The following is an 815-nucleotide window of genomic DNA, read 5'->3' as shown; positions in this document are numbered from 1 at the left end:
GCTCTAATCCTATCTTTTATTATTGCAGGGCTTGCCTGTGTTTTTGCGGCACTTTGTTATTCCGAATTCGCATCAATGATTCCGCAATCGGGTAGTGCCTACACTTACAGTTATGTAGCATTCGGGGAAATTTTTGCTTGGATTCTAGGATGGGATCTCGTATTAGAATATGGGCTCGCTTCATCAGCTGTAGCGAGTGGTTGGTCAGGATATTTTCAAAGCCTTTTAACCGGCTTCGGTATACATCTTCCTACAGCTGTTACAAGTGCTTTTGATCCTTCAAAGGGAACTTATATTGATTTGCCTGCAGTTATGATTATTTTACTCGTCACACTTCTTCTATCAAGAGGCGTTAAAGAATCTGCTAAATTCAATTCCATTATGGTAATCGTAAAAGTAGCGGTTATTCTTTTATTCATCGCTGTCGGCGTTTGGTATGTGGAACCTGCTAACTGGGAGCCGTTTGTACCATTTGGATTCTCAGGTGTAGTGACGGGAGCAGCAGTTGTTGTCTTTGCCTATTTTGGTTTCGATGCAGTATCCACAGCTGCAGAGGAAGTGAAGGATCCCCAACGAAACTTACCAATTGGTATTATCTCTGCATTAGCCATATGTACAGTGATCTATATCGTCGTTTCACTCATTCTTACAGGGATTGTTCCTTATAACATGCTTAATGTAAAAGATCCTGTAGCTTTTGCTCTGCAATTTATCGGTCAAGATTGGGCAGCAGGTTTCATTTCATTGGGAGCAATTGTAGGTATTACAACGGTGTTAATCGTCATGATGTTCGGTCAGACACGATTGTTCTATGC

General features: G+C 41.3%; 1 protein-coding gene. It reads left to right on the top strand.

Annotated elements, in window-relative coordinates; all coding sequences use genetic code 11:
- Positions 1-815: amino acid permease (locus P4V41_RS21410; RefSeq protein ID WP_328087241.1), on the top strand; the 815-nt coding region annotated here is incomplete at both ends.

This window comes from Fictibacillus nanhaiensis, assembly GCF_036213205.1.
Taxonomy (GTDB): Bacteria; Bacillota; Bacilli; order Bacillales; family Fictibacillaceae; genus Fictibacillus; species Fictibacillus nanhaiensis_E.
This window is presented reverse-complemented; position numbering and strand designations above follow the sequence as displayed.